Raw genomic sequence first — 23,310 nt, 5'->3', positions numbered from 1 at the left:
TTGCGAGCCAGTCATCAGAATCACCTGATGACTGGTGAAAAGACAGGCAATTAGCGGTAGTTAACAATCACCTGGTTACTTTGCACTTTCAGGGCAGGGATCAGACGTCCCCCACCGGGAACTTCCCAGATAAAGCGCAGCGGCTCAATGGCGGGCACGCCGGTAAAAGCGTGCGTTGTACCGCTTTCACCGTCCAGCTCGGTGCAGCGCGTCTGGGAACATAGCCGCACCCGCAGGCCTGCCGGGGTCGGGCCAATCAGCTGATAGCGCCAGACCACCAGCGTCATTAAACCGGACACCTGTTCACCAGCGGCAAGCGGACGCGAGGAAGCAGCCACGCCCCGATTGCTCAGGGTGATCCCCGTACTGCTTGCCTGCCACGCGCCTTCTCCGGCGGCATGTGCCATCAACGGGAAGAGTAAAATCCAGAGCCATTTACGCATCACTGGCCTCCAATGGTGGCGGTCATACGAATATGGCGGTTGTCTGACAACTCCATGTTCGACAATACAACCAGCTGCGTCAGGCTGCGGCGCAGGAAGCGTGAAAGCAGAGGACGCAGCGCATGATTGACCAGCAATACCGGCGGTGCGCCCAGCATCTCCTGTCGCGCCAGCGCTTCTTGTGTTTGTGCCAGCAGGCGATCCGCCAGACCCGGCTCCAGCCCGCCACCGCCCTGCAGGGCTTGCAGGAGCAAGCGTTCCAGCGGGGTATCCAGGCCAATAACTTGTACTTCGCCGGTTCCCGGGAACCACTGCTGCGTAATCGCGCGTCCCAGCGCCACGCGAACCACGGCGGTCAGTTCGTGCGGATCGTTTTGCAGAGGGGCGTGCTCGGCAAGCGTCTCCAGAATGGTACGCATATCGCGAATCGGCACCTTCTCATCCAGCAGATTTTGCAGGACTTTATGCAGCGTGGTTAATGTCACAACGCCCGGGACCAGGTCTTCCGTCAGTTTTGGCATCTCCTGAGTGACGCGATCCAGCAGCTGCTGCGCTTCCTGACGCCCAAACAGCTCGGCGGAGAACTGACCAATCAGATGGTTGAGATGCGTTGCAACCACGGTACTGGCTTCCACCACGGTGTATCCCTGAATTTGCGCCTGCTCTTTCAGGGCGCTCTCGATCCAGATTGCCGCCAGGCCAAAGGCCGGATCGGTGGTCTGCTCGCCCGGCAAGGTTCCGGCGGCCGTGCCCGGGTTGATGGCCAGCCAGCGTCCCGGGTACGCATCCCCGCTGCCAATTTCCACCCCTTTCATCAGGATACGGTAACGGGCTGGGGGTAAATCCATGTTGTCACGGATATGCACCACAGGGGGTAAGAAGCCCATATCCTGCGCGAATTTCTTACGAATACTGCGAATACGCCCCAGCAGTTCACCATCCTGCTGAAAATCCACCATTGGGATCAGCCGATAACCCACTTCCATGCCCAGTGAATCTTCGAGCTGTACATCATTCCAGGTGGCTTCTACCGCCTGGGTATTTTCCGGCAATTTTACCGGAGTCGGATCGACCGCCGGTTTATCTTCACGTCCGCGCATCCACCAGGCGAGGCCCAGAAGTGCGGCCGTAAACAGCAGGAAGACCAGGTTTGGCATGCCCGGCACAAGGCCAAGGAGCCCCAGAACAGCAGCAGACAGCAACATCACGCGTGGGTTGCTGAACAACTGGCCTACCATCTGCTGACCCACATCCTGATCGGTGCTCACGCGGGTCACAATGACACCCGCCGCCGTGGAGATCACCAGCGCCGGGATCTGCGCCACCAGACCATCACCAATGGTCAGTAGCGTATAACTCTCTGCCGCATGTCCCATGTCCATGCCATGCTGAAGCACCCCGACCAACAGCCCGCCGACCACGTTGATCACCATGATCAAAATGCCTGCAACGGCGTCACCGCGCACAAACTTACTCGCACCATCCATGGAGCCGTAGAAGTCGGCTTCCTGGGTTACCTCGGAGCGACGTTTTTTCGCTTCATCTTCTGCGATAAGCCCGGCGTTCAGATCCGCATCAATGGCCATCTGTTTACCCGGCATCCCATCCAGAACAAAACGCGCGCCTACTTCGGCGATACGCCCTGCCCCTTTGGTGATAACCATAAAGTTGATAATCACCAGGATGACAAACACCACAATACCGATCGCGAAATTGCCGCCCACCAGGAAGTGGCCAAACGCCTCGACAACTTTACCCGCCGCCGCCGCCCCGGTGTGGCCTTCCATCAAAATGATACGCGTCGACGCCACGTTCAGCGCCAGTCGCAGTAAGGTGGTGAAGAGCAGAATGGTCGGGAACGCCGCAAACTCCAGCGTACGCTGGGTGAACATCGCCACCAGCAGCACCATGATGGAGAGCGCAATGTTGAAAGTGAAAAGCAAATCGAGGATGAATGCCGGTAAAGGCAAGACCATCATCGACAGAATTAGCAGGATGAGAATCGGTCCGGCCAGGATCTGCCATTGGGTCGATTTCAGGTTGCTCGGCAGGCGCAACATTGCCACCAGATTAGCCATCAGAGTCCTTCTCGTTCAAGAAATCCAGTGCGTCAGGCACAGGAAGATTATCAGGTTTCACAGGGCGTTGACCGCCTGCTAAACGCCAGCGTTTAAGTTGCCATACCCAGGCCAATACCTCTGCCACTGCGGCGTAAAGCTGGCCCGGGATCTGCTGTCCAATTTCGGCATGTCGATAGAGCGCACGCGCCAGAGGGGGCGCTTCAAGGATCGGCACGCGATTTTCAGTGGCGATTTCGCGGATACGCAGCGCAATCAGCCCTGCCCCTTTCGCCACCACTTTTGGCGCACTCATTTTGTTTTCGTCGTAACGGAGCGCCACGGAGTAATGCGTCGGGTTCGTCACAATCACGTCCGCTTTTGGCACATCTTCCATCATGCGACGACGCGCCGCGGCGCGCTGCATTTGACGGATACGCCCTTTAACATGCGGGTCGCCTTCCATCTGCTTATATTCATCACGAATATCCTGGCGTGACATCCGCAGCTTTTTGATATGGCTGAATATCTGGAAGATGACATCAAAACCCACCATCGGGATGATGCTCAGCACCACGAGCAGCGCACACATGCCGGCCAAATCCAGCGCATTGCTCATCGCCGTCATGGGCGATTCACTGATCAGACGCATCATCTCTGGCCACTTGTGCCACAGATAAAAACCGGCCGCGCTGCCCATCAGCAGTGATTTCAGGACGGCTTTTAACAGTTCCGCGCCCGTCTGAGCGGAAAACATCTTCGCAATACCTGAGATGGGATTGAGCTTGGAGAACTTGGGTTGCAGTGATTTGCCGCTAAAGACCAGCCCACCTAACATGACAGGGGAGATCAAAGCCACCAGAACCACGCCGGTGATGAGCGGCAGCAACGCTACCATCGCGCCTTTAATCAGCAGAATAATCTGGCTTAGAATCAGATTGGGATCGTTGACCATGCTGTGGTCAAAACGCAGCCCCGCCGTTAACATCCCGGCCAGTCTGCGGGCAAGCGACTCCCCTCCCCACCAGATGATGCACACCCCTACCACTAAAATCAGTAAAGATGTCAGCTCCCTGGATCGGGGGATTTGCCCGTCCTCACGCGCCTTTTCTAGTCGGTGGGGTGTGGGGGCTTCTGTTTTGTCGTCGCTGTCTTCTGCCACAGTGCGCGCTCGCTGCCCATTTAATCTGCCTAATAGTGCCAGACCCCGGCTTCATCAATGCCCCGAAAAGCCCCCATAACCCGCCCTTTTTAGCCAGTTTGAGGTAAGAACACCGATGGGCAGGCGCGATGCTGTTAACAAAGCAGGGTCGTTTAGCCCACGCCATCCACCGTGATTTATTTTACAAAATGGTTTTAACTCTTCTGAAAATGATCAATTTATATTCAGATGATTTTAAAAAAAACCGCATTAAAACATTATTCAGGCCGCTACTATTTATTACGATGATGTAAGAGGCCGGAAAAGATAAATATTTAACATCAAAATCCCGTCAAATGGCATTTTACGCCTCACGGCCATCCGCCCTATGATAAATAATATCAGACGAGACATGCTTTTATTCACAAATGATAAAGCGTTATACTCTTATGCGAAGGGAAGAATTAAAGGTTACATTTTTCACGCGCTTTATTGAATTCTCAGGACAAAGGATTTCTTACAGATGGATTTTAAGAAAAATATTGTTGCAGGTGCTGTTATGGCACTGGCAAGCGTCAGCGTATCGGCTGCTGATATGAATGCAGGCGTTGTTCATTTTACGGGTTCGATTATTGAACCGAGCTGTACGATTGAAGGAAATAACGGAAACGATAATAACGTTCCGTTAGGAACTTTTATGAAATCGACCTTTGATACAGTGGGGAAAGAAACCGCGCTGTCTCCATTTTCAATCATTTTAGCCAACTGCCCTTTGAGTAGTGAAGGCTTGCGGTCTATACAGCTTACATTCACAGGAACGACAGCAGTAACCAAGTCGCCCACTCTGTTAGATGTCAGTAAAATCAACTCATTAGGTGATACGGCCGCAACCGGCATTGGTATTGCCGTGAGTCCGGCTGGACAAAATACGCGGTTCATTACCATGGATGGCGCCGAAGGACAGATTTACATCCAGCTTACACAAGTGACCAATGATACTATAAGAGCCGATTTTAACGCACGTTATAAATCATTCTCTGCAGACGTTACGCCAGGTCCTGCGGATGCGGATATGACAGTTAATATTTTATACCGGTAATAACCTGCCTCGTTATTATTCATTGCATCTATAGCCTCCAGGGTTTTTTTAATTTCCTGAGCGCTTTTTTGGAAATAGTCCAGGTCTGAACCCGGACTATTACTCGTTTATCGCAGATGCTTTTTATTAAAGGTTATTGTATGCGTACAGTAGTGCACTTATTTCTCTGTCTGCCTTTAGTGGCGGGTTCCTTTTGCCATGCCAAAGGGATCCAGATTGGCCGCACACGTATCGTTTATGAAGCGTCAAAAAAAGAAGTGCCTCTTCTCCTGCAGAATAACGATAACGAATTGCCATGGCTCATCCAGTCCTGGACGGATACCGGTGATGGGAAAACCCGTGGGCCGTTCATTGTCACGCCGCCGCTTTTTCGCCTGGATCCACAGAAAGAGCAAAGCCTGCGCATCACCTGGAACGGCACGCCGTTGCCCAGGGACAAAGAATCGCTGTTTTATCTGAACGTACGGACGATCCCGGCCACTGCCGCAGAGGATGACACGAAAAATGTGTTACGGCTCATCTATAAAACCCGGCTGAAGCTTTTCTGGCGCCCTACGGAGCTGACGGGTTCCCCTACGCTCAACTGCAAAAACCTGCGCTTCGTACGCCAGGGGAATCAACTCGTGGCGATCAACGAGGGCGCTTATTACAGCACGTTTGACATGCTGAACGTCGGTAACCAGCAGGTCGATAAAGCTGACATGGTGGCCCCGCATTCCCGCGTCACTCTTCCGCTGCCCGAACGAGCGAATGACGTGCACGTTACCTGGCGCTGTATTACGGATTACGGCAACGCCTCTGAAAAATTTACCACCACTCTGGCTCAGGAATAAAAGAACAAGATGACTTATGGACAACGTCTCTTGCTTGCGCGACACGGCTTACGACTGAATCCGCTTATCCAGTGTCTGGGCGGTATTCTGATGCTCACGAGCTGTTCGTTGGCCGCCCGTGAATACCGTTTCTCCCCTTCTTCGCTGGAAGGTGAGATGCTCACGCAGCAGGACATTGACCTCTCGCTCTTCTCCCGGGCAAATGCCCAGCTTCCCGGCGTTTATCCCTCCCGGGTCCGTTTGAATGATAACCGGCTTGATGATGCCGATATTACCTATATCAGTACGCCGCAGGGGGCGCTGGTCCCGCAGCTCACGCCGGACATGCTGCGCACATGGGGTGTCAATATCGACGGTTATCCGGCGCTGGCCGCGCTGGATGCTAAAAAACCGCTGCCGCGTTCCCTGGAAACGTACATTTCTCAGGCATCCGCCACGCTTGATTTCACGACCATGACGCTGCAGTTAAGCATTCCTCAGGCGGCTATGACGGGCCATGCACGGGATTACATCGATCCTTCCCGGTGGGACGATGGAGTGCCGGTCCTCTTTACGGATTACACCTTTTCGGGGGCGCAAAACGAAGATGAAAACCACAATACCACCTCGAACCAGTATCTGAACCTGCGGACCGGTGCCAACCTGGGCGGCTGGCGCCTGCGTAATTATTCCACCTGGAGTGATTCAGAGGACGAAAGCCACTGGGACACCATCAATACCTACATCGAGCACGATATTGATGCCCTGAAAGCTCAGCTCACCGCCGGTGAAAGCAGCACGCGCGGCGAGGTTTTCGACAGCCTGCAATATCGTGGGGTCAGTCTGGTCTCCGATGAAGAGATGCTGCCCTACAGCCAGCGTGGCTACGCCCCGGTTATACGCGGTATCGCCAGCTCGAATGCGGAAGTGTCGGTCAGGCAAAATGGGTACCTCATCTATCAGCAAAACGTTGCGCCGGGGGCCTTCGAAATAAGCGACCTCTTCTCCACCACCAACAGCGGGGATCTTGAGGTTACGGTGAAAGAAGCGGACGGCACGGAACATCGTTTCACCCAGCCCATCTCCAGCGTGGCGGTAATGCAGCGCCCCGGGCAGATGAAATATGAATTTACCGCTGGCCGTTATCGTGCGGACAGCGGCAGCGAGCAGAATGAGCCTGATTTTGTTCAGGGAAGCCTCATCTATGGGATCAATAATATTTTGACCTGGTTTGGCGGGCTGACGGTGTCAAAAGATTATCAGGCCGCCAACAGCGGTGCGGGGATTGCGCTCGGCGCGCCTGGCGCGATCTCGGTCGACGTCACCCTGGCCAACACGAGACTCGACGACGGCTCGGAAAGCACCGGTCAGTCCTGGCGGCTGCTCTACTCGGGTAAAATTGACGCCACGGATACCTATTTCACCTTAGGCAGCTACCGTTACTCAAGCAGCGGTTATTACAGCTTTGCCGATGCCAACCAAAAAGTCGAACACAATGACGATGACGACAATTTGTTGTATCGCTACAACAAACGTCACCGTATCCAGGCCAACATTAGCCAGACACTTTCCGGGGTCAGCCTCTATCTGAACGGCTATCAGCAGGATTACTGGGGCACCTCAAAAAAAGAACGTAGCGTATCCGCAGGTTTAAATACTGTTTGGGCGGGCGTCAGTTTCCATCTTGCCTATAGCTACAGCAAAACCAATGGCGAAGCGAGCGATCGGATGGTCTCCTTTGGCCTGAGTCTGCCGTTAAGCAAATGGCTGCCGCATGCCTGGAGCAGCTATAACCTCAGCAATAGTAAACACGGGTATACCCAGCACAATCTCGGATTAAGCGGCACCTTGCTCGACGATCAGCGTCTGAGCTATTCCCTGCAGCAGAGTCTTTCGAACCACGACGGGAATGACTCCAGCAACCTCTACGGCAGCTACCGATCGCAGTACGCCAATATCAACGCCGGTTATTTTAGTTCGTCCGACCATTCACAGCATCTGAGTTACGGCGTGAACGGCGCCATCGTGGCGCATCCTCATGGCGTGACGCTAGCCCAGCCCCTCGGCGGTCAGTTTGCCATCATAAACGCCAATAACGCGCCGGGGGTACGTTTCCAGAACCAGCGAGGGATCCAGACCGACTGGCAGGGTAACGCGGTGATCCCGTCATTAACGGCATACCAGGAAAACCGCATTCGCATCGATACCACCAGTCTGCCAGAGGATGTGGATTCCAGCGATACTGCCGTTACGGTGATTCCCTCCCGCAATGCGGCGGTCATGGCCCATATCGATGCACACGTGGGTTACCGCCTGCTGATTACCCTGACGCGGCCAGACGGTAAGGCGGTCCCCTTTGGGGCGATTGCCACAACTTCAGGCACCCCTGTCCTGAGCGGCATCGTTGACGATAGCGGAATCCTCTATCTTGCCGGCGTCAAAGAGACGGCAGAGCTGGACGTTAAGTGGGGTCATGAATCAAACCAACAGTGCCGTGCCAGCGTAACGCTGGATGCGACAAACCCATCCACTCGAGATGCCGGAATACGCTCCGTCAGTGCGCGTTGTCAGTAGGGAATTGTCATGTTTATGAACAAACAAAATATCATTATTGGCGCCATGCTTTGCATCATGCTGCCGGCTACCGCGCAGGCGGCCACAATCCTGCGCAACTGCTTTAGCTCGCCGCAGGATTACTACATTTCTTTTAATCGGGAATTAACGGCGTCAGAGAACGTCGCAAACCGTAACATCCCTCTTAACCAACATCTGATCGGCGATGGGCCGGACGTCGAGGCCAACTGCTCCTGTCCCCTTAACCTCTATCCTGACACGATAATTAAGGAGTACGTTCAGGCTGGCAGCCCGTTACGCCCGGGCATCAGCGGTTTCGGTTATCTGACCGACAGCATTGACGTAGATGTAGGAGGCTACAGTGATGCTGTGCGCTCACCGGACGGCGGCGGCCTGTTTCCTCTCGACATCAACGAATACCCTACCCCGGTTGGGTCGCGCAAAAATGAGATTGAAATCTGGCAGGTGACGGAAGGTGAAGCGAGCGTATGCAGCGAGAGCACCCGACCGTCAGGGTCGACGTCCGTTAAACGCCACTTTCGCTGGAATGTGATTAACATGACGATGCATGTAAAAAAATCCATTCTCGGTGAAGAGGTCATCCCCCCTACTATTGTCGTGCAAAATTTTGCCTGCCTCTTTTTTGACACCGGCACCTGCGATGCGACCCAGGCAGAGCTGGTCTCTAACATCTGGCTGGGCGGCGCGATTACGGCGCCGTTAAGCTGCACGATCAACGAAGGCAGCACCATCGAAGTCGATTTTGGCACCCTGGTCAGTAAACAGTTTATTGAGAAAGGACAGCCGCCAGGCGGCTTCGCCCTGAAAAATGTCGATATTCGTTACCATTGCGATGCCAACGCCGTAGGGAGTGCGGGCCGGATCAAGCTGACGTTAACGGCCGATCAGGGCATCGCGGACAGCAGTATGCCCTCTGTTGCAAAAATGCTGAATAAAGAGGACCTCGGCGTACGCATTTATGATGAAAACAGCCAGGATGTGGCGCTGGATGGAAGCTATGAATTTCCTGTCGCGCTGGATGATTCTGGCAACGGGATGATAAAAATACAGGCTGCCCCGGTCAGCACAACCACGGCAACGCCGACGGCGGGCGCCTTTGAAGGGAACGTGACGGTTAAGATGGATCTGCGCTAAATCACGCGGCCTCAAGGGGTATCACTCCCCTGAGGCCGCATAAAGATCAGAAGCCGAGACTGTCCAGCAGATCGTCGACCTGATCCTGACTCGCCACCACGCCCGCTTTGGTCGTGTCAAGCTGAGGCCCGTTAAGCAAGCTCTCATTCTCACGCTTAGGTCGCGCCGACGGTTCTGGCATGTTCTCCAGCAGCACCATCAGAAGCTGACGCTCGATTTCCTGAATCACGTCCATCATGCGCTTGATAACCTGACCCGTCAGGTCCTGGAAATCCTGCGCCATCATGATGTCGAGCAATTGCGCATTGGTGAAGCTGGTGTGCCCTGGCACGTCGCCAAGATACTGACGCGTGTCGGTGACCAGCTCACGTGCATCGGCAAGCTCAATCGGGTTTTCAAACCACTCATCCCAACGCTTGCTCAGCGCTTTAGCGCCTTTCTCCATCTCATCCTGATGCGGCTGAGAAGCCTCAACGCTGTTCAGGGCACGTTCGGCGGCCTGTGCCGTCATCTGGACCACATAGTCCAGACGGTCGCGTGCGTCAGGAATCGCCTCTGCCGCTTCAGCAATCGCCTGATCCAGACCCAGCTCGCGCAGGCTGTCACGCAGCATGCGCGTCAGGCTACCGATACGGGCAATAATGTCGCTTGGCGAATGTTCTTCAACAGGTTTCATAGCAGGTTGCAACATGACCAACACCTCACATGCCGAGTTTCTCGAAGATTTTGCCGAGCTTCTCTTCCAGAGTCGCCGCGGTAAATGGCTTCACCACATAACCGCTTGCGCCCGCCTGTGCTGCCGCAATGATGTTCTCTTTCTTCGCTTCTGCCGTAACCATCAGAACCGGCATAGAGGACATCTTGCCGTCAGCGCGAATGGTTTTCAGCAGTTCCAGACCATCCATGTTGGGCATGTTCCAGTCAGAAATCACAAAGCCAAAATCACCCGCCTGCAGCTTGTTCAGCGCGTCCACACCATCTTCTGTTTCTTCAACGTTATTAAAACCTAGCTCTTTTAGCAGGTTGCGCACGATGCGACGCATGGTGGAAAAGTCATCCACAACCAAAAATCTGAGCTCTTTGTCCGCCATATAACACTACTCCTCATTAAATACGTATTGCCTGTCCGGCACTGATTTTTGCCAACATTTGTTGGCTTACCTGGCTAAGATCGACCACTTCGCTCACGCCACCCATATTGATGGCCTCACGCGGCATGCCGAACACCACACAACTTGCTTCATTCTGCGCAATGGTCCAGGCCCCGGCCTGGTGCATGGCGAGCATTCCGGCGGCACCGTCGTTGCCCATACCCGTCAGGATCACCCCAACGGCATTGCGCCCCGCATGTTTTGCCACCGAATGAAACAACACATCCACAGACGGACGATGCCGGTTAACCGGCGGGCCGTCATGAATTCTGATTTGATAGTTTGCACCGCTGCGCGCCAGCTCCATATGCTTATCCCCCGGCGCGATATAAGCATGGCCCGGCAGAACGCGTTCACCGTCCTCCGCCTCTTTCACGCTGATCTGACACAGCTTGTTCAGGCGCTCAGCAAAGGAGCGGGTAAAACCTGGCGGCATATGCTGGGTAATAAGAATACCCGGGCTTGAGAGAGGCAATGGCTGGAGTACATGGCGAATTGCCTCTGTTCCCCCCGTTGACGCACCGATAACCAGCAGTTTTTCAGAGCTGAGCAGCGGCCCGGCCTTCAGCGCAACGGGTGCCGCTGTCGGTTTATGCGCGGCAAGCTTCGCACGCGAGGCGGTGCGAATCTTGTCGGCGATCATTTCGCTGTAGGCCAGCATCCCTTCACGGATACCCAGCTGCGGTTTGGTGACAAAATCCACCGCCCCCAATTCCAGCGCGCGAAGCGTAATTTCAGAGCCTTTTCCCGTCAGGGAGGAGACCATCACCACCGGCATGGGACGCAGGCGCATTAATTTCTCAAGGAAATCGATGCCATCCATACGGGGCATTTCGACATCCAGGGTGAGCACGTCAGGATTGAATTTTTTAATTAAATCCCGCGCCACCAGCGGATCGGGCGCCGTCGCGACCATTTCCATATCACTGTGACTGTTGATAATCTCCGTCATAATCTGGCGCATCAGCGCCGAGTCATCGACAGACAACACCCTGATTTTACTCATGCTTTATCCTTACTCAGCGCGTAAACCGTCTGCCCACGAAGGCTAAACTCGCGCACGAGATTGCTGAAATTCTCAGAATGCCCCGCAAACAGTAATCCGTCCGGTTTCAGCTGCGGGACAAAGCGACGCAAGATCTCCTGCTGCGTCGTTTTGTCAAAATAGATCATGACGTTACGGCAAAAAATGGCGTCAAATGGCCCGGGGACGTTGTATTGCTTGTCCAGCAGGTTCATTTGCGTAAATTCAACGCAGTTCGCCAGCTCCTGTCGCACGCGAACCAGCCCCTCGTGTGGGCCAGTGCCGCGCATGAAATAGCGCTGTAGCTGCTGCGGCGAGAGCGTTTTCAGTTCGTCCAGACGATAGATACCGCTCTGCGCTTTTTGCAGCACCTCGGTATCAATATCACTGGCAAAAACCTTAAAGCGCCCCGGCGCCATACCCAGCGCATCGGCCAGCGTAATGGCGATGGAGTACGGCTCCTCGCCGGTGGAGGCTGCTGCGCTCCAGACGCGGTACTCGCCTGAGCGACGGCGAGAGTGCTCTGCAAGAACCGGGAAGTGATGGCCCTCGCGGAAAAACGCCGTCAGGTTGGTGGTCAGCGAGTTAATAAACGCTTGCCACTCTGCGCTGTTTGGATTGGCCTCCAGCATGCCCAGATAACGACCAAAGTCATCCAGCTCAAGGGTGCGTAAACGACGCACCAGGCGGTTGTAAACCATGTCACGTTTGTGATCGGCAAGCACGATCCCCGCACGCTGATAGATTAACTGACATATCCGACGAAAATGCGCGTCGGACAGCGCGAGGCGCTGTGTCATCTGCATCAGTAATGACGATTGCCCGGTGGGCTGTGGTGAGGTCATAGCGCCTTCTTAATCACGTTCAGGATACAACTGGCACGGCTTGTGACCGCCCGACATCTACTGCTTTTTCAACATGCTCTGTAATAGTAAAAACGGCCACCAGGCTGGTCAGATGATCGGCCTGGCTGGCCAGTTGGTCGGTAGCGGAAGCGGCCTCTTCAACGAGAGACGCGTTCTGTTGCGTTACCTGATCCATCTGGGTTACTGCCTGAGCGACCTGCTCAATTCCCCGACGTTGTTCGTCCGAGGCGGAAGCAATTTCGCCCATAATGTCATTGACCCGCGTGACTGACGTGACGATCTCCGTCATGGTCTTCGCGGCGGTGTCCACCAGCTGTGCGCCCTGCTGCACGCGGGAGACGGACTCCTCGATCAACACTTTGATCTCTTTGGCGGCATTGGCGCTGCGGCTGGCAAGGTTGCGTACTTCTCCTGCGACAACCGCAAAACCGCGGCCTTGTTCTCCGGCCCGCGCCGCTTCCACCGCTGCGTTCAGCGCCAGAATATTGGTCTGGAAGGCAATACCATCAATCACGCTAATGATGTCGCCAATCTTCTGCGAACTGGTGGCAATCTGCTGCATTGTGCTGGCCACATGGGTGGTTTGATCGCCCCCCTTTTTCGCCGTATGCGCGGCATTTTTAGCCAGATCCGACGCCTGACGCGCGTTGTCGGCATTTTGTCCGACCGTGGCCGTCAGCTGCTCCATGCTGGCGGCAGTTTCTGCCAGCGAGGCCGCCTGCTGTTCGGTGCGCGACGACAAATCATTGTTCCCGGCCGCGATTTCCGAAATACCGGTATGCATCGCATAACTCCCCTGCCGCACCTCGGTGACCGTCTGACGCAATGAGGTCTGCATGGCCTTCAGGCTGGCAAAGATCGCCGAAATTTCATTCCGTCCATATACCGCAACCGGGCGTGCGAGATCGCCTTTGGCAATGCTCTCAAAATGGCTGCTGATAATGGCCAGCGGTAAGACAATCATTCTGCGTGACCACAAAAGCGCCGCGCTGGTCAGAAGCGCCGCCAGAATCACCATAGTGATAAAGATGACCCCTGACATGTGATAGCTGGCCCGACTGTCGCTGCTCGCCGCCTCGACAATGTGGTTAATTTCCTGCTGCCACGCCTCGAAACTCTTATCGAATGCGGCCTGCGACTCCTGTACCGGTGCGGTGAGGAAATCGGACAGCTGATTGTTCTCAAGCCAGGTTGCCTGATGCTCCAGGTCGCTGTGCCACTGCGCATAGCTTTTCTTCATCCGGGCCTGCAACGCCTTGCCTTTTTCACTGACCGCGTTCTGCTCAAGTAAGGCTTTAAACTGGCTGTCTGCCTGCTGCAGGCTGCCGCGCGCGGTGGTCATTAACGCTTTAATATCGTCTGGCGGATAGCTCAGCGCGGTTAAGGTCCCGGCCTTATTCAGCGCAGTACTGGCCTGCAAAAGCACGGCCCGCGTTTGCGCCAGCAAAGCGCGCTGCTGGTTACTCGTCTCAACTTCCTGTATGTTTTGATAGCCATCGCGAAAAGCCCAAAAAGACAACCCGTTACTGCCAACCTGCAATACGCCACAAAGGATCAAAATCAAAAACAGTGTGGTCGAGATACGAATACGATTTAACATCCACGCTCCCATCACGCGGCCAGCAGCCGCAGTTAACTTTTAGTCAAAATGTTTCCCAGTTATTATCTTGTCCATTTGCTGTTGCCCGTAGCGCGCTCCCCCTGACAGCCGTTGCGGCCATGGCAGGCACGTCACGTGACGTTTCCGAATGTGTTGGCGTTACGCTAAGGCGAAACGCTGAAACGGCCCTCTTCAGACGGCTCGCCTGATCTTCCAGGGCGGCCGCGGCGGCGGCAGATTCCTGCACCAGTGCGGCGTTTTGTTGGGTGACGCGATCCATCTCTGAGACGGCCAGCGCCACCTGATCGATACCGCGACTCTGTTCGTCAGAAGCAGAGGCAATCTCACCCATAATGTCGGTCACCCGGGTCACGGCGTTCACGATTTCACCCATGGTTTCCCCCGCGCTTTCAACCAGCACCGAGCCGGTATTGACCCGTGAGACGGAATCGTCAATCAGTGCCTTAATCTCTTTTGCGGCATTGGCGCTGCGGCTGGCCAGGTTACGCACTTCACCGGCGACCACGGCAAACCCTCGCCCCTGCTCACCGGCACGGGCCGCTTCCACCGCCGCGTTCAGGGCCAGGATATTGGTCTGGAAAGCGATACCGTCGATCACGCTGGTGATGTCGGCGATTTTCTTCGAACTGCCCGCGATGTCGTGCATGGTTTTCACCACCCCGTCCACCACTTTTCCGCCACGCTGCGCCGTTTCGGAGGCGCTCTCTGCCAGGAGTGACGCCTGACGCGCATTCTCGGCGTTTTGCTTCACGGTAGCGGTTAACTCTTCCATGCTGGCGGCCGTCTCTTCCAGGGCAGAGGCTTGCTGCTCCGTTCGGGACGAAAGATCGTTATTGCCCATGGCGATTTCACTGGTGCCGCTGTGAATCGCATCCGACCCCTGACGCACATCGGTTACGGTGGCGATAAGCGAACGCTGCATATGGTCAACCGTGCTGGCCAGCTCCGTCATCTCGTTACGCCCGGAAATGCTCAGCGTATTGGTGAGGTTGCCCCCGGCTATTTCACGGATATGCGCAATTACCCGCCCTAACGGATTAAGCAGAATGTGGCGAATACCCACCCACACGCCGATCAGGACAATCACCAGTGCCAGCGCAAGAATGCCCATTTGCCATTTGGCAAAGCGATAGTCTTTTTGGCTTTCGGTAAAGGCACCGTGATACTGATCGTTGCTGGCAGTGGCATACGCCGTCAGGGCCGCACCCAGCGCGTTTTGCATTCCCTGAGTCGGCTGCGCGAAATAAGCATCCATGTTGCCGCTCTCCAGGAACTGCGTCAGCTCCGTCAGACCGGCAAAATAGCGTTGATATTTTTCGTCGATATCCTGTGTCGCCTGCGCCATGGCAGGCAGCGGCGCGATGGATTTGAAGGTGTTGTAATGTTTAGCAGCCTCCGCCAGCGTGGCCCGCGCGTTTTTCAACAGATCGGTTTTCGCCGTGCTCTGCTGATTAGTCGGATCCATCATCATGCGGGCGGATGAACGGCTCAGGTTGATACGCGTTTGCAGCATCAGGTCCCAGGTGGAAGTCAGTTCACTTTGCTGTAAACGCAAATCGTTAGAGGTGGCAAAACTCTGCTGGTTTTGTTTTAACGATGAGAAAAATAACCCACCAGAAATGAGCTGAAGAAGTGCGAAAATGACCAGCACCAACATCAGCATCGTGACAACGCGGATACGGTTCAACATACAACACCTTCTCTAAGATTTGTTATCGGTGTTATCGGCACGGGTAGCAGGAACTTTACATTTGCGAAAGGGAAAAGCGTGGGGGTTAAAACGCGACGTCAACGATCAGCGTGTCGGTATAGGTTCCGGCAGGGGGTGTGGCCTGGGTTGTTAACACTTTGGCGGTGTAGTTATAGGTACGTAATAAGCCGTCCGTACTCACCTGCGAAGAGGTCGCACTGGACCAGCGTTCCGAACCGCTGCTTCCCCAGCGGTTACTGGTCGCCCCTTTAAAAATGTCATAGCTCAGGCGGTTATTCCCGCTGGCCATATTACGCACGTTATTATTGGCGTTACTGCCATTGTTAATGCCTATGGTATAGGTGCTGCCCTTGGTGCAGGTGACGGAAATCGCCTGCGAGATAGTCGGGAAATTTTGTACCAGCGGCGCGCTGTTGAACGCCACATTTGGGGTGGTCATCGCGCTGCAATCGTTCGTCACATTCATGTTCAGGGTAATACTGGTTGCCGCCGTACCGGTTTGTTGCCCTGAAAGGCACAAGCCCGCAACGCCCACTGAGCACACGCTGTAGTTAACACTGAAGTTCAGCACAACCTGATACGGCCCGGCAGTGACGTTCTGCCCGGCAACGGTACGAAAATAGAGCGGGAGATTATATTGCTTGCCACCCAGCAGGTTGAGCAACGTCGCCCCGCTCCAGGTATAGGCTTTACTGATTTGCACCTCACTGCTGTTGCTGCAACTGGACGCGCCACATAACCGTGTGGGGATCACATCGGTAATGGCGGCATTGTCGGTACGTTTCATGTTTGCCCGACTGTTCGCCGACACCGTGGCGGAGGAGTAAGTGAGCGTGACGGAGTCGTTGGTCAATAAATTCAGTACCGCGTCGCAATTTACCACCAGCGTCCCGGTGGTCTGGACCTCATTACTCCCGCTTAATGCAAACGAGGTGACGCTGCCGAAAGAGGCATTGACCGTGCTGACCGTACAGGCCGCCCAGCTTCCGCTTGAGAACAGCAGCAATAGCAGCAGCAACGCGCGTTTCATTGCCCCTCCCGACACACCAGTGGACCGTAGGTTTGCAGTTTATGCTCAGGGTTAGTGCCGATGGTCAGCGTGGCGTGACACCGTTTCCCCTCCGGGGTACGAATTTGTAATTCGTTGACGTCATTCAGATTTTCGAGCCACGTAATGCCGTCATAGCCCACCACGGCAGTGCTGCGCGAGGCCCGGTTAACCTGGCTTCCCACCGGTATCGCCTGTCCTTGCGCATCATGAAGAATGACGCTGGCGACACGTTCCTGCTCCATGGGGAAGTCCACCAGAAAACCACTATGACGGCGAATAGCCACGCGCCGCTCCGTCTCTTTCAGTTGGGTATCTGCCGGTAAATTCAGGGTGTTAATACTGTAACTGGCCGGGTAATAAGCCGATACGCCGCTGATAAGCAGATAACCGTTACGATTCGTTTTGCCTACAGGTTGGTTTTCATAATTGACCGGCACATCCGGGTGGCCGTCGGTGCTGATCACCACGAATGCATCGTTGATTTTATTGGCGGCAAAGAGTTCATTATCCATAAGCACGATGGAGCCCATCGCCTCGCCCCACCAGGTCATCATGTCCTGCTCACCATACCCGCCGCCCTGCACTTCGATATTGCTGTTCCGCCAGCCGAGGGTCGCCTGCTGATAGTTTTTCGCCTGCGACTGATTCGCCCAGGCCATATTCCAGCTAAATCCGCCGTCCGACGGCATAGAGTGGTTGTAGTTCACGCGCTGGGTACTGCCTGAATCAGGGGTATTCTCGAAACTTACGGCCGCGCTGTCCCGCTCACCCAGCGGAATTTGCAACGACATTGCTACCGTCCAGTCGCCACGCTGCCGATCGCGGCTGGCAGCCAGATAGATACTGCTGCTTCCCCACAGGTTGCGGCTCCAGGAGACATTCAGCAACTCGGTTTTCTGGCTGTCGAAACTCTCCACGCCGATCCACGCCGCGCCGATATTGCCAAAATCCCCCATATTGAAGGTCAGGGAATATTGATCGGTATTGCGGCTGAGGCTGGCGATAGGTTGATTCTTTTCATCATAAACGGTGGGCTGATCGTAAAGCGCCAGGTTGCCATAGCCGCGGTCGCGACGAGAGTGTTGGGTGGCCACGCTAAACTGGCTGGTGCTGTACTGGTATCCCCAGGTCGTTTGTCCGCCGTTGTCGCCCCGCATCTGGCTGTGGGTATAGGCGCTGTTCACCACGCCAAAGCGACCCAGTTTAACCACCGCTCCCGCGCCGCCCAGCGCCAGCTCCTCGGCGGCTTCGCCATGGCCTTCAAGCGTTAACCAGTCGGTTAAGCCATAGCGATACGATCCACTTCCCGCCGCGGGGCCATAGTCAAAATTCTTAATACCATAGTTCCGGCGTAAGCTCCCGAGCGTCATGGCCCCGTCACTCAGCCCCGCTTTAAGAAGATCGCTGGTCACATAGAACGGCATGGTTGTACTGACCTGTCGTCCCAGGGCATCGGTCGTGATAAGTACCGCATCACCCGCCCCGTTAATATAGGGCAGATTGGTCAGCGTAAACGGTCCGGGCTGCAGTTGCGTCGATCCGGAGCGGTAGCCATTGATAAAGAGATCGACGGAGGTGGGCACTGCCGCCTCGCCGGAAAACGCCGGCAGAGGCCAGGTCACCAGATCCGGACGTAACGAAAAATCGCGGCCATAGCTGATGCCGCCCATGCGCACGCTGGAGCTCCAGCTCAGGGAATCACTGATCACATCCCCGGCGGTCCAGGTCGTGGCATCATCTTCATTGGTTATCATCAGCGTGGTGTCATAGCGGACATAACCTTCCTGCTGTCCATTATTACCGGTGAAATTTTGCCGGGCATAACCCGTTGATGAGAGCGAGCCCTCTTCATTGAAGTAGCGGAATTCGTGCCACAAAGAGGCCTGACCGCCGACGTGCTCCGTGTGATTAGTATAAAAATCGTAGTTAAGCAGCGCGCCGCGGCCGTAATAAGGTTTGCTCTGAGCGGTCTGTCCGCCGAAGGGCGTTACGCGCTCGGCAATCCAGTCACGCGGCACGCTCAGAAGCAGACGCTGTGCGCCGCTGTCATATTCCACACGCACCTGCGCCAGTCGGGAGAGATCGACTTCTCCGTTCGGCACATGTTCCGGCGGCAATCCTGCACGCAGCAAATCGGCGCTTGAGACAAAATAGCTGCCATTACGCTGGGTAACCGGCACCACCTGTCCTGTATCGTAGTGGTTGATGACCAGCGCGAGCTGGAACACCGCCTCATCATTCAGCGCACGCGCGTCGGGCGGCGGCGGTAATGCGTCGTCACCGGACTCAGCCCAGGCTGGGGTGCTGATGCAGAGCAGGATAGACATAATCGTTTTCAGTTGCCGGGTGCCGACTGCCATTGCGTATCCTTGGCATTAATTTGTGCACTCATCTGGCGCGGCTGGTTGATCCCCGCTGGCAGCGGCCAGCTGCGGGTACTGCCCGGCAGCACATAGCCCAGTAAACCGTCAGCGATGGTCCGTCCATCCATCGTCACATGGCTTAATCGCACGTGCACATCTCCCCGGTTGCTCACCTGTACCGCAGGTTTTCCATTTTCCTGAATGACACGCCAGCTAAGATTGTTTGGGTCGACCAGCACGTGATGCGCGCCTTCTTTAATGGTCGGAATACCCTGTCCGTAAACAAACAGTGGGATGGAATACCGCATTTGTAATTTCAGGCCAATTTGCGGCTGGGCCTTGTCCTGCGGCTGGGGGATTTCATCGACAATAATACGGTAGGCTTGTTCAACGCCCATCGGGACGTTGCTTTGTTTGATAAGACGGATGAGCTGCTTTCCGCCTTTCGCGATAGTGACAATAGGTGGACTGGCAACCACATCCTGCTGAGCGGTGTATCGCTCGAAGCCATTCTCCTGTTTCCAGCGCACGATGCGAACCTGCATCGTGGGTGCGCTGTTACCCTGATTCTGGATCCACAGTTCGGTGGCTTTGGTGTCGGCGGAAAGCCAGGGATCGATCGGCCAGAGTAAAATCGTGGCTGCCGCGTGAATCCCCGGCGAACAGAGCGCACATAAGCCCAAAATCCCAATCCGAAAAAAGGATGCCTTCATTACACTTCTCCCTGTTTCACCATGACAACGTCACGGTGAGTTGATCTGAATAGGTGCCTGCGGGACTGAACCCCGTCAGAAGCGCCACACCAAAGAGCGGTAGCGCAATATTGTTGCTGTTGGTATATGCCACGGGGATCGCCTGATTGACCCCTATTTCACTGTTGGCGGCCAGTGAACTGTTGCTGTACAAGCGATAGGCGACGACGTCCGTGCCGCTGGCACGCTGCATTCGTCGGACTGACGAATAATGCTGCCCACCGTCAATGCTCATGCTGAGCGCAACGCCCGGAGTGCAGGCGATAGACAACGCCCCGTTTGGCACAAACGCCGTACTCACCGGATTTTTTTCTACCCCGGTATGCGTGCCAAAATTCAGCGTGCCTAACACGCCCCCTGTTCCTGCGGTCACTGAACAGCCCGGCGTTATGGTGGCCGACACCTGAAACGACTGCGTGGTGACCGCAGCGGCAGGCGTGACGCACAATAACGCCGAGATCAGTACTAAAAATGGTTGCAGGAATCCCTCTGCGCCGGGGCGCAGACGCAGAGTCATGGCCCTCATTGATGGCTAGTACGTTACGCTGACATTAATCGTATCGGTGTAGGTACCCGGAACGACCGTCACGCTATTACCGCCGCCTGTAATACGGCCATAAAGGGTGTAGCTGTCCACCCCGCCCGCCGTTGACGCCACCGGGATCGCCGCATTATTGGCAATCACGTTGTTGTAACCGCTGTCGCTGAACAGGCTATACGCGACACCCTGTGACGCATTCGCCGTGTTCACCAGATAGCGTGCAGGCGTGCCCGGGGTACCCACGACCGTGCCTGGTGCTGTAGCGTTGGTGTTGCCCGTAATCGCGACCGTATAGCTTGCGGTCGTACACTGGATTGTGAAGGTGTTACCCCCGCTGGCACCGGTAAGCTGGGTGGTAAGCGTTGAGAAGGTCGCGGGATGCGTACCAAAATCCAGCGTACCGAAGTTAATCCCGTTCTGCGTTGGCGAACCATTAATAAGGCAACCGTTGGTCAATGTCAGTGTTGCCCCGATCGTCCCGTTACTGGTGACGGCGAGTGCGTTTTGTGCGCACATTGCCAGAATTCCGCCTGTACAAATCAGCAGGAGTTTTCTTTTCATTTACAACCCTCCAGGAAATGAGACCGTTCGCTTTTGATACTTTATTGAGTGCGCTCAATATGTTAGCCCCGCTTAACATTCCTAGTGAGGGGTTACTGAGAATTTAGTTTATGGATAACAGTTCAACCACCTTTGCCCTTTTCACTGCGACTTTCACCGTATTGACACACTATTTTATTTAAAATCAATTTGTTACAAACTTGTAAAAAAATGAAAACAGTTAATTCATGAGGATATATTCCCTAATGTGTGATCTGCATCACAATATATCGTCCGCACATATGCAACTGAATGAATAAAAATTAAAAAATAGTTGTATGCCGCCAGTCTTTACTTCAATTTACTTGCTGAATATTTCGATGCGCTGAAATTGAAAAATCATATAACCCAGCGCATCTCTGCAAACCTATGCGCAAAAGAGGATTTTTGAGTGGCAAGTGCAAACAGGCTCACGCTGTTTATCGTGATATTCATGCTGGCGGGGATTCTTTCCGGCGCAGCCATCCACGAGTATGCGTCGGCCGATACGATCGCAACCTGGGCTGACAACATCTCCCTTTTCACCGACATTTTCCTGCGGCTCATTAAAATGGTCATCGCGCCACTGGTCTTCAGTACGCTGACGGTTGGGATAATGAAGCTTGGTGAAACGTCAACCATTGGGCGCGTTGGCGGCAAAGCGATGGTGTGGTTTATCAGCTCCTCCGTGCTCTCTATTCTGGTTGGGCTGTTTATCGTCACCCTTGAGCAACCCGGTAGCGGCCTGAATCTGGCCATCCCTCAGGCATCCGTTGATACCGGTCTGGCCGTGGGGGGAATGACGCTGAAGGGGTTCTTGTCGCACACGATTCCAACCAGTATTGCGGGGGCGATGGCGAATAACGAGATCCTGCAGATCGTGGTGTTCTCGATGTTCTTCGGAATTGGCGGCGCGTCGCTGGGGCAGAAATTCAACGCCCCGTTAGTGGCGGCGCTGGATGTTGTCTCTCACATCATGCTCAAAGTGACCGGTTACGTGATGTACGTGGCTCCGCTGGCAATCTTTGCGGCCATTTCCTCGGTCATCGCCACGCAGGGTCTGGGCATTTTGCTGAACTATGCGTCCTTTATTGGCGGCTATTATGTGGCGATCCTCCTCACCTGCGTCGTGCTGCTGGCGGTGGGATACATGGTGCTGAAAAGAGAGGTATTCCGGCTGCTCAGCATGTTAAAGGATCCGGTGCTGGTTGCATTTACCACCAGCAGTTCTGAAGCGGCGTATCCTAAAACCCTGGAGCAACTGGAGCGCTTTGGTTGCTCACGCAGTATTGCCTCTTTCGTTTTGCCGATTGGTTACTCCTTTAACCTGGTGGGCTCGATGGTTTACTGCTCTTTCGCGTCGATGTTTATCGCCCAGGCATACAATATTCACCTGAGTTTCTCGGAAGTGGCGATCCTGATGTTGACGCTGATGCTGGCCTCAAAAGGGATTGCGGGGGTACCTCGTTCATCGCTGGTGGTGCTGGCGGCGACTATCCCAAGTTTTAATATTCCGGTTGCGGGTATTTTGCTGCTGATGGGGATTGATCATTTCCTGGATATGGGGCGTTCAGCGATTAACGTGTTGGGGAATGGGATTGCGACGGCGATGTTGTCGCAGAATGAAGAGGCGCGGGAAGTGGAATCGGAGTGGGTGGAGCGGGAGGTTTAATTTAATTGGGTGGTGTGCGGTGGTTTTTTGGCGTTGTCGTGGTGGGTTTTTGACGATGTCGTGGTGGGTTTTTGGCGATATTGTGGAAAGGTTTCGTTCACTTCAGGTACCGTAGAACATAGAACGCACCCAACCCGTGAACGAGATAAGGGGGCCACCGCGGCCCCCTTATCCATCCCCGCGGCCCCGCAATAAAATCGGTGCTTCGCACTGCGCTCACCTCCCGACCCGCTGCCTGCGGTCGGCTCAACTCGACATCCTGTCTCGATTCGCCTCTGGCCGCCATCCCTGGCGTCCAGCCCTTGTCATCCGGTCTCCGGCTCGCCGATTTCAGCGGGGACACAACCCCCGTGCCACATTCCGATACAGTAAAATGAATTGATCTTGAATTACTTATCTTCTGGTCATAAGTGAGTGATTTTTTGTCCCTCTTTTCCATTCAGACAATAAAGAAGGTGGAGGCGTGGCTGGTCCGGCAGAAAATCGCCGAGACGTTTGCGACTGGCCGGGGCCACCCGCAGGGATGCGGGTGGAGGATGCGAGTCACAGGGATGTGACAACGCATCCGACCCGAAAGCCAGGCGCAATAAGTCGAGGGAACCGCGAAGCGGCGATTTTCATCGCCGGGCGCCGGGATTGTTAAGGGGGCGGCGCAAGCCCCCTTAACACGTTCACCGCAGCGGGCGATACAGAGAGCA

At 54.9% G+C, this 23,310-nt stretch carries 19 protein-coding genes; 5 read left to right on the top strand and 14 right to left on the bottom strand.

Going from position 1 to position 23,310, the window contains the following annotated elements:
• Positions 1-50: 50 nt before the first annotated feature.
• From flhE to flhB, 3 genes are read right to left on the bottom strand one after another with little or no spacing between them, the layout of a single operon-like run.
• Entirely contained in the window at positions 51-443 is a 393-nt protein-coding gene (gene flhE / locus LZP96_RS09330; RefSeq protein ID WP_064326526.1) for a flagellar protein FlhE, read from the bottom strand.
• Positions 443-2,521, bottom strand: a complete 2,079-nt coding sequence (flhA, locus tag LZP96_RS09325) for a flagellar biosynthesis protein FlhA (RefSeq protein WP_064326527.1) — start codon at positions 2,519-2,521, stop codon at positions 443-445. Before flhA ends, flhE begins: the two co-directional genes overlap by 1 nt.
• Entirely contained in the window at positions 2,514-3,662 is a 1,149-nt protein-coding gene (gene flhB, locus LZP96_RS09320; protein WP_064326528.1) for a flagellar biosynthesis protein FlhB, read from the bottom strand. Before flhB ends, flhA begins: the two co-directional genes overlap by 8 nt.
• A 502-nt stretch (positions 3,663-4,164) precedes the next feature.
• Between flhB and LZP96_RS09315 the strand changes: the two genes are divergently transcribed.
• From LZP96_RS09315 to LZP96_RS09300, 4 genes are all read left to right on the top strand, one after another.
• Complete coding sequence (locus LZP96_RS09315) at positions 4,165-4,740, top strand: fimbrial protein (protein ID WP_064326529.1); 576 nt, start codon at positions 4,165-4,167, stop codon at positions 4,738-4,740.
• Positions 4,741-4,880: 140 nt separating this feature from the next.
• Positions 4,881-5,573, top strand: a complete 693-nt coding sequence (locus LZP96_RS09310; RefSeq protein ID WP_064326530.1) for a fimbrial biogenesis chaperone — start codon at positions 4,881-4,883, stop codon at positions 5,571-5,573.
• 9 nt (positions 5,574-5,582) lie between these two features.
• On the top strand, positions 5,583-8,126 hold the full coding sequence (locus tag LZP96_RS09305) for a fimbria/pilus outer membrane usher protein (RefSeq protein WP_064326531.1): 2,544 nt from the start codon (positions 5,583-5,585) through the stop codon (positions 8,124-8,126).
• A 9-nt stretch (positions 8,127-8,135) separates the two neighbouring features.
• The gene (locus tag LZP96_RS09300; protein ID WP_064326532.1) at positions 8,136-9,281 is read left to right on the top strand and encodes a fimbrial protein; all 1,146 of its coding nucleotides are present in this window, start codon (positions 8,136-8,138) and stop codon (positions 9,279-9,281) included.
• A 46-nt stretch (positions 9,282-9,327) separates the two neighbouring features.
• Here the strand turns inward: LZP96_RS09300 and cheZ are convergent, their stop codons facing one another.
• The 11 genes from cheZ to LZP96_RS09245 form a co-directional block, all read right to left on the bottom strand.
• Positions 9,328-9,972, bottom strand: a complete 645-nt coding sequence (cheZ, locus tag LZP96_RS09295; protein WP_064326533.1) for a protein phosphatase CheZ — start codon at positions 9,970-9,972, stop codon at positions 9,328-9,330.
• A gap of 10 nt (positions 9,973-9,982) precedes the next feature.
• A complete protein-coding gene (gene cheY / locus LZP96_RS09290) occupies positions 9,983-10,372 on the bottom strand; it encodes a chemotaxis response regulator CheY (RefSeq protein WP_258925846.1) in 390 nt (129 codons plus the stop codon).
• A 16-nt stretch (positions 10,373-10,388) separates the two neighbouring features.
• Positions 10,389-11,438 carry a protein-glutamate methylesterase/protein-glutamine glutaminase gene (locus LZP96_RS09285; RefSeq protein WP_064326535.1) on the bottom strand — a complete coding sequence of 350 codons (1,050 nt, stop codon included), beginning with the start codon at positions 11,436-11,438 and terminating at the stop codon, positions 10,389-10,391.
• Positions 11,435-12,301 (bottom strand): protein-glutamate O-methyltransferase CheR, encoded by an 867-nt coding sequence (cheR, locus tag LZP96_RS09280; RefSeq protein WP_064326536.1) that lies wholly within the window; start codon positions 12,299-12,301, stop codon positions 11,435-11,437. The genes LZP96_RS09285 and cheR overlap by 4 nt, the downstream gene beginning before the upstream one ends.
• Before the next feature lie 19 nt (positions 12,302-12,320).
• Entirely contained in the window at positions 12,321-13,922 is a 1,602-nt protein-coding gene (gene tap, locus LZP96_RS09275) for a methyl-accepting chemotaxis protein IV (RefSeq protein ID WP_064326537.1), read from the bottom strand.
• 43 nt (positions 13,923-13,965) lie between these two features.
• Positions 13,966-15,633: a methyl-accepting chemotaxis protein II gene (gene tar / locus LZP96_RS09270; RefSeq protein WP_064326538.1), complete on the bottom strand. Its 1,668-nt coding sequence runs from the start codon at positions 15,631-15,633 to the stop codon at positions 13,966-13,968.
• A gap of 85 nt (positions 15,634-15,718) precedes the next feature.
• Positions 15,719-16,684 (bottom strand): Csu type fimbrial protein, encoded by a 966-nt coding sequence (locus tag LZP96_RS09265; protein WP_258925845.1) that lies wholly within the window; start codon positions 16,682-16,684, stop codon positions 15,719-15,721.
• Entirely contained in the window at positions 16,681-19,065 is a 2,385-nt protein-coding gene (locus tag LZP96_RS09260; RefSeq protein WP_064326540.1) for a fimbria/pilus outer membrane usher protein, read from the bottom strand. The genes LZP96_RS09265 and LZP96_RS09260 overlap by 4 nt, the downstream gene beginning before the upstream one ends.
• Entirely contained in the window at positions 19,041-19,781 is a 741-nt protein-coding gene (locus LZP96_RS09255) for a fimbrial biogenesis chaperone (protein ID WP_064326541.1), read from the bottom strand. Before LZP96_RS09255 ends, LZP96_RS09260 begins: the two co-directional genes overlap by 25 nt.
• Positions 19,782-19,797: 16 nt before the next feature.
• Positions 19,798-20,346: a Csu type fimbrial protein gene (locus LZP96_RS09250; protein WP_064326542.1), complete on the bottom strand. Its 549-nt coding sequence runs from the start codon at positions 20,344-20,346 to the stop codon at positions 19,798-19,800.
• Positions 20,347-20,352: 6 nt separating this feature from the next.
• On the bottom strand, positions 20,353-20,922 hold the full coding sequence (locus tag LZP96_RS09245; protein WP_064326543.1) for a Csu type fimbrial protein: 570 nt from the start codon (positions 20,920-20,922) through the stop codon (positions 20,353-20,355).
• 430 nt (positions 20,923-21,352) lie between these two features.
• Here LZP96_RS09245 and LZP96_RS09240 point away from each other — a divergent pair, with 430 nt between their 5' ends.
• On the top strand, positions 21,353-22,612 hold the full coding sequence (locus LZP96_RS09240) for a dicarboxylate/amino acid:cation symporter (protein WP_064326544.1): 1,260 nt from the start codon (positions 21,353-21,355) through the stop codon (positions 22,610-22,612).
• Positions 22,613-23,310 lie beyond the last annotated feature (698 nt).

The organism is Huaxiibacter chinensis, from assembly GCF_022171985.1.
GTDB lineage: Bacteria > Pseudomonadota > Gammaproteobacteria > Enterobacterales > Enterobacteriaceae > Enterobacter > Enterobacter chinensis_A.
This window is presented reverse-complemented; position numbering and strand designations above follow the sequence as displayed.